We start from the raw sequence: 5,697 nt of genomic DNA, 5'->3' as shown, positions 1-5,697 counted from the left end.
GCGAAGCGCCAGCGCCTGCAACGCCACCGGATCGGCACCCGGCAGCGCCTGTTCGATCAGTGATTCACGCGGCAGCGGCGCCTGCGCCTGGATGTCGCCATCGCGCAGGCGTGCCTGGATATGGTCCGCCGCCGAGGCACAGGCACCCTGTCCCAACCCCTGCCCGACGCACAACGCGATGAACGCGCGCCGCGCCTCGGGATCCGGCTGGCCATGGGCCAGCAGATTGCGCAGGTTGAACATCGACTGGGCATCGACCAGTTGCAGCTGCACCGGCAGCGGTGCCTGAAGCTGCAAGGGACGCGCCCAGCGCCCGCTGCGCACCGTGGTCAGCTGTTCCTTTACATCCTCACGCAGCTGCTGCGCCGCACGCTCCAGCGTTGCGTCCACCGCCATGCGCACCTGCGCGCGCAGCTGGTCGCCCCGCAGCGCGCGCAGTTGGGCCGACTGCCGGGTCAGCAGTGCCGTGGCAATTACCGCCACCAGCGCCACCACCAGCAGGGCGACGATCACCGCCATGCCACGTTGACGGACACTTGAAACAGAACGCATCCGGGCTGACATCGGCCTGCCTCACAACTGCCAGGAGCCGATGTCCGCGTTCCCGGCGTCGCCCCCGGGCTTGCCGTCCGCACCCAGCGAGAACACATCGATGTCGCCGTGGGTGCCGGGAATCTGGTATTGGTAAGGATGGCCCCACGGATCATTCGGGAGGCGGTCCAGATAGGGCGTGACCGGCATCGCACCACTGCCCTGCGGGGGCTTCACCAGTGCCTGCAGCCCTTGCTCGGCGCTGGGATAGCGCCCATTGTCGAGCTTGAACAACTTCAACGCCTGCATCAGCGCCGCGATGTCCTGTCGCGCCGCGACCACGCGTGCCTGGTCAGGGCGATCCATCAACCGCGGTACGATCAACGCGGCGAGGATGCCGATGATCACCACCACCACCATGATCTCGATCAGGCTGAAGCCCTGCTGCCGAGCCCTGCGACCGCGAACCTGCCTTGCCATTGTTCCGCCCTCGTCATCCTGGAAGAGACCGCTGCGCCATGGTCAGCGGTGCATGTGTCAGTACGATAAACATCCGCCTGCAATTCGCTGCGCTGGCGCCAGAGGAGACGCACGTGCAGCCCGCACCCGTGCCGCCTCGATCAGTTGCGGCGGCACACTGGCTAGCGTTTCGTCGATGCACGCCCGCAGCAGCGGATGCACGCACGCCTGCAGCAGGCGCACGCACTGCATCGGCGACCACGCGGTACCGTGGTCGAGGCCAATGAACATCCTGTATGCCTGGTGGTAGCGCAGGTCGTCGTACACGCGCTGCGCGCCGCTGAGATCACGCACGACCACCAGCAGGGCCGCACGTTGCAGCAGCCGCGCATCGCCCGCGTCAAGCGGCAGCGCGCCCATGGCCGCTTCGGGCCACGGCCGCAACTGCAGGTCGAGCGCCCTGCGCAGCGCCAGCAGCGGGTGCGCACTGCTGTCCAGCGCAGCCCAGCGCGCCGCGTCCGCCCACGCATCACTGGACAGCACCCAGACCCATGAACGTCCATAGCGCTGCACGTTCAGGGGGGCGTGCCGCGCCTGCTCCAGCGACTGGCTCAGGTGGCGATCCAGCTCCAGCATGCTGATCCTGCGACTTTCTGCCATCTGCGTCGCCCATGCTCCGCGACGCGTAGTGCGTCGTACTCTGGAGAAGACGTCAGCAAGGCAGGTGAAGCGACACCGGGAACGTGACTCTGTGCGCTGGTTAGTGCTTCATCGGCAACGTCATCGCAGCGCCATCCGCTTGCAGGCTTCACGCTGCAGGCGTGGCGCGTCACCGCCGCAGCGGCGGGCCAACATCGCCACGTCGCTGCGCGCAGCGAATGCAACCCATGCATCGGTCATGTCCACGTCATCGCACCATGATGCCACCGCGACGCGCAGCGCCGGCAGCTGCCAGCCCTCCATCACGCCGTGGCTGCCTGCCACGAACCAGTGCCACAGCCGGTGGTGCAGCACCTGCTCGTGCAGCTGCACGAGATCGTCAACGCCATGCATGTCCATCAGCAGCAACGCGCGCGCAAGCGCCGCAGGTGGCAGTGCCCCGCTTTCAGACAACGGCAACAGCTGCTGCTGCAGCCGCAGCAGCATCGCCAACGGATGCGATTGCGGATCGAAGTCCAGCAGCACAGCCTGTTGCTGCCACTGCGCGTCGGACACCACGCACACCCACGGCGAGCCATAGCGATGCACCATCAAGGGGCGTCGCTGCGTGGTTTCCAGCAGCGCCGACAGATTGCGGCGCAGATCCAGCACGCCGATGGTCTCGTTGCGCATCCTTGGCCTCTCCTTGCTTGCAACAGCCCTGCGCGGTGCGCACGGCCAGCGTCTTCATCTACCCAAGGACGGCGATGCCACCCGGAAAGCGACGCAGATCCAGCGACATCGTCAGTCGCAGCTGCTCCAGCGCCGCATCCGGATCATCGATGCGGAAGCGGCCGCTCACCGGGGCACGTGCCAGCGCCGATTCGCCCAGCAACACTTTTCCGCGGCGGTAACGATTGATCTCGTCGACCACCTCGCGCAGCGGTGCGCGGCGGAACACCAGCATGCCTTCGGTCCAGGCACTCACGTCCGAGGCCACGGCCTCAGCCACCACGCCACTGAGGCGCTCGTCGTACCGGGTCTGCTGGCCGGCCTGCAGCTGCAGCCGGCCCTGCGGGTGCTCGATGCGCGCACTACCGTGCAGGCAGGTCACCCGCACCTGGCCCAGGGTGTTGCGTACGTCCAGGCGCACCGCACCTTCATCGGCAATCACGCAGCCCGCCCCGGCGAACAGCGCCAGGCGCAGGCCAGACCCGGTTTCGATCGCGGCCTGGCCCTGCACCAGCTCGAAGCCTGCGCCCTTTGCATCCGCCCGCCGGCGCAGGCTGCTCTGCGTATCCAGTTCGATCTTCAGCTGCGGCGAAGGCGCGATCTGCAGCCGTTCACCGGTTCCGGTATGGAAATCGGCCGCCATCGCCGTCACCGATGGCCACAACCCCAGCGGCGGGCGGATCGCCGCCACCACCACCAGGCTGGCCGGCGCCGCGATGGCAGCACCGAGGAAGGCACGGCGGCTCCAGCGCTGGGTCGGCGTCGGCGCGACAGGCTGCCGTGCCTCTGCAGGCAACTGCTCGCCCGCCAGGCGTACCTGCTCCCATTGTCGGCGCGCACGGCCGAACGCCTCACGATGGCGCGGGTCGGCCTCACACCACGCGCGGAACCTGTCCCCATCGGCGGCGGTGGCCTCGCCCGAGGTCAACCGCACCACCCACGCGTGGGCCTGCCGCTCGACGGCATCCAGCGGGCGTTGCGGGCGATCGTCAGGATCCATGGGGACTCATGCCGGACCCGCACGCTGCGGGGTTCTGCTCGGCGTCAAAGTGTAGACGGATGCCGCCGCTCAGAACCGCACCTGGCGCCCCTGCCCACTGCGCTCGGCAAGGTAGTCCTGGGCCGCCTTCAGCTCGCGCTGCACCAGCCGCAGCGATACACCGAGGTGATCGGCCACGTCGCGCTGCTGCAGGCCGTCGACGCGGATTGCCAGCAGGATGCGGCGACGGCGCTCGGGCATGCGCTGCAGCAGCCCGACCATGTCTTCCAGCGCGAAGTCCAGCTCGGCCGCCTGTGCTGGGCCCGGTGACGGATCGGCCATGTCCATCAGCGTGTCCACTTCTTCCAGGCTGAGCAACCGGTGGTCAGCACGTTGGCGATCAATCACGGTGTTCATCGCCATGCGCAGCAGGTAGGCCGCCGGATTCTGCACCGCATCCAGGCGGTCACGGCGCGCACTCAGGCGCATCCAGGTGTCCTGCAGCGCATCGCCGGCCAGCTCCTCCGAACCCAGCTTGCGCACCAGCCTGCGCTTCAGCTCGTCATAGGCGCCCAGAAGGTGGTCCATCAGGTCAACTGCCCCAGCCGTACCGTTGCTCATGTTCGAATCCTTGAAATCATGGAAGGGGCGAGCGCCGGCCACAGTCGTGCTCGGTGCCGGAAGGGCGGATCTGCAGCGTCACCGGCTGCGGCAGCGCGGCGGCATCGGCTGCCACCGTCAGTGCCTGCAGCGCCTGCAGCAGGCGCGCATCGCGACCGGCATTGCCACTGCCGGAAAGCAGTTCAGGGGAATGCACCTGGCCGTCACTGGCAACGCTGAAACGCAGGGTCGCGGCATAGCGACCTGGAGCCAGGTCGGGATCGTCACAGAACGCAGCGCGCAGGCGTTGCTGCAGGCCAGCGTAGCGACGGCGCCGCTCGGTATCGGGAAGTTCCGCGCCAACGCCGGGTTCGGCCGTCGAGGACGTGCTCCGACGCAGCACCACCCGCTGTTCGCCGATCACCTCGGCCTTGATGCCGGAATCTTGCAACAGAACCTGCAAGGCCGGCAGCGGCGCAAGGCTTTCGCGAAGCGCGTGACTGTTGCGGCCCGCGGCAAGCTCGCCCGGGTACATCACCGACCAGCCGCTGATGACGCTGAAGCGCTCGACCGCCTGTTCCAGCGGCTGCGCGGGGATGTCGTAGGCATGGACACCGTCCTGGGCTGCCGCGGCAAAGGCCAGCAGCAGCCATCCGGCGATGGCCAGCCTCCACGTTCTGATCGCATGGTGTCCATTCAGCCCCCTGACGTCGAACACATGACCCTCGGCAGCGACAGCAGCTGCAAGCGGATCAAACCGTATCGGGAGCACATGTCATTGCGATGACTGCCGCGCACTGCCAACGGACGGGTCAGGTTCGCTGGAGCCGGTCACGAATCAGGAATCAATGGATCGAACAGACCACGTCATTCGGGCGTGGGGTCAGAGCCCGTTGCGCAGCAACGGGATCCGACCCCGTGCCGATCAGAGCGTGTCGCCCCATGCCATTCCGGCAGATCGCGGAAATCTGTCGAAGGCGGGGTGGGGCCGGTTGCAGGGGTGTCCGCGGCATGGATGCCGCGGCCAAGCCCCCATGGACGGGTTTACGGCGTCCCCTGCAGCCGGACCCACCACGCCATCCCGCGCCAAGCCGGCTGTTGCTTCGGCTGTTGCTCCTGAGGTTGCCGGCCAGCGGCCGGCACTACCGCGGGTGCCGGGTGCAACCCGGCCGTACCTCTCAAAGCGGCAGCTGGGTCGTCTGCTTGATCCGCTGCATCGGAATCTCGGTCTTGGTGTTCTGCACCCCGGCAATCCGGTTCAGGTGCTGCATCTGGAACTGCCGGTAGGCATCAAGGTCGGCCACCGCCACCCGCAGCAGGAAATCGCAGTCACCAGCCATCAGATGGCATTCAAGCACTTCCGGGAAAGACTTGATGCTGTTGATGAAGTGATTGGTGGTGTCCTCGTCCTGCCCGCGCAGCCACACCCGCACGAACACGGTGAAGCCGCGGCCCACCTTGGCCTCGTTCAACAAAGCCACATAGCGGTCGATGTAGCCGCCCTCCTCCAGCAACCGCACCCGGCGCAGGCAGGCCGACGGCGACAGCCCGACCTGGCGGGCCAGTTCCAGGTTCTGCAGGCGGCCGTCGCGCTGCAGGGCGTCGAGGATGCGCCGATCCAGATTGTCGAGCTGGTACTGCATGGGATTTCACCCCTTTGGCTTATGGCCGCATGAAATATCAATCATCAAGAATCAAGTGGCATCAACGCAACCCGATTTCGCGATTGGACGGCTAGCATGGGCCACCCCCACCTC

General features: G+C 67.2%; 7 protein-coding genes and 1 pseudogene. All 8 read right to left on the bottom strand.

All coding sequences use genetic code 11. The annotated features are described in order from the left end of the window. Positions 1-564, bottom strand: a pseudogene (locus QRO91_RS21585) (type II secretion system protein GspK); the annotation flags it as partial. Positions 565-573: 9 nt separating this feature from the next. Further along, the gene (gspG, locus tag QRO91_RS21580) at positions 574-1,011 is read right to left on the bottom strand and encodes a type II secretion system major pseudopilin GspG (protein WP_049431540.1); all 438 of its coding nucleotides are present in this window, start codon (positions 1,009-1,011) and stop codon (positions 574-576) included. 57 nt (positions 1,012-1,068) lie between these two features. Continuing rightward, positions 1,069-1,626: a hypothetical protein gene (locus QRO91_RS21575; RefSeq protein ID WP_238378699.1), complete on the bottom strand. Its 558-nt coding sequence runs from the start codon at positions 1,624-1,626 to the stop codon at positions 1,069-1,071. Between the two features lie 144 nt (positions 1,627-1,770). Next, positions 1,771-2,322 carry a hypothetical protein gene (locus tag QRO91_RS21570; RefSeq protein ID WP_049431535.1) on the bottom strand — a complete coding sequence of 184 codons (552 nt, stop codon included), beginning with the start codon at positions 2,320-2,322 and terminating at the stop codon, positions 1,771-1,773. Positions 2,323-2,380: 58 nt separating this feature from the next. Further along, complete coding sequence (locus tag QRO91_RS21565) at positions 2,381-3,361, bottom strand: DUF4880 domain-containing protein (RefSeq protein WP_197633742.1); 981 nt, start codon at positions 3,359-3,361, stop codon at positions 2,381-2,383. A 69-nt stretch (positions 3,362-3,430) separates the two neighbouring features. After that, complete coding sequence (locus tag QRO91_RS21560) at positions 3,431-3,961, bottom strand: RNA polymerase sigma factor (protein ID WP_049431529.1); 531 nt, start codon at positions 3,959-3,961, stop codon at positions 3,431-3,433. Positions 3,962-3,977: 16 nt separating this feature from the next. Then, entirely contained in the window at positions 3,978-4,658 is a 681-nt protein-coding gene (locus tag QRO91_RS21555) for a TonB C-terminal domain-containing protein (protein ID WP_197633740.1), read from the bottom strand. 460 nt (positions 4,659-5,118) lie between these two features. Further along, on the bottom strand, positions 5,119-5,583 hold the full coding sequence (locus QRO91_RS21550; protein WP_005409896.1) for an Lrp/AsnC family transcriptional regulator: 465 nt from the start codon (positions 5,581-5,583) through the stop codon (positions 5,119-5,121). Positions 5,584-5,697 lie beyond the last annotated feature (114 nt).

The organism is Stenotrophomonas maltophilia group sp. Smal32 (assembly GCF_030237085.1).
In the GTDB taxonomy this organism is placed as follows: Bacteria; Pseudomonadota; Gammaproteobacteria; order Xanthomonadales; family Xanthomonadaceae; genus Stenotrophomonas; species Stenotrophomonas maltophilia_Q.
The sequence above is the reverse complement of the archived record's forward strand: the minus strand, read 5'-3'. Positions and strand labels throughout refer to the sequence as shown.

What these genes read in the sequence shown, in the direction of transcription:
- QRO91_RS21570 (WP_049431535.1), bottom strand. Translation starts at nt 2,322, where the DNA reads ATGCGCAACGAGACCATCGGCGTGCTGGATCTGCGCCGCAATCTGTCG.
- QRO91_RS21575 (WP_238378699.1), bottom strand. Translation starts at nt 1,626, where the DNA reads ATGCTGGAGCTGGATCGCCACCTGAGCCAGTCGCTGGAGCAGGCGCGG.
- QRO91_RS21550 (WP_005409896.1), bottom strand. Translation starts at nt 5,583, where the DNA reads ATGCAGTACCAGCTCGACAATCTGGATCGGCGCATCCTCGACGCCCTG.
- QRO91_RS21560 (WP_049431529.1), bottom strand. Translation starts at nt 3,961, where the DNA reads ATGAGCAACGGTACGGCTGGGGCAGTTGACCTGATGGACCACCTTCTG.
- gspG (WP_049431540.1), bottom strand. Translation starts at nt 1,011, where the DNA reads ATGGCAAGGCAGGTTCGCGGTCGCAGGGCTCGGCAGCAGGGCTTCAGC.
- QRO91_RS21565 (WP_197633742.1), bottom strand. Translation starts at nt 3,361, where the DNA reads ATGGATCCTGACGATCGCCCGCAACGCCCGCTGGATGCCGTCGAGCGG.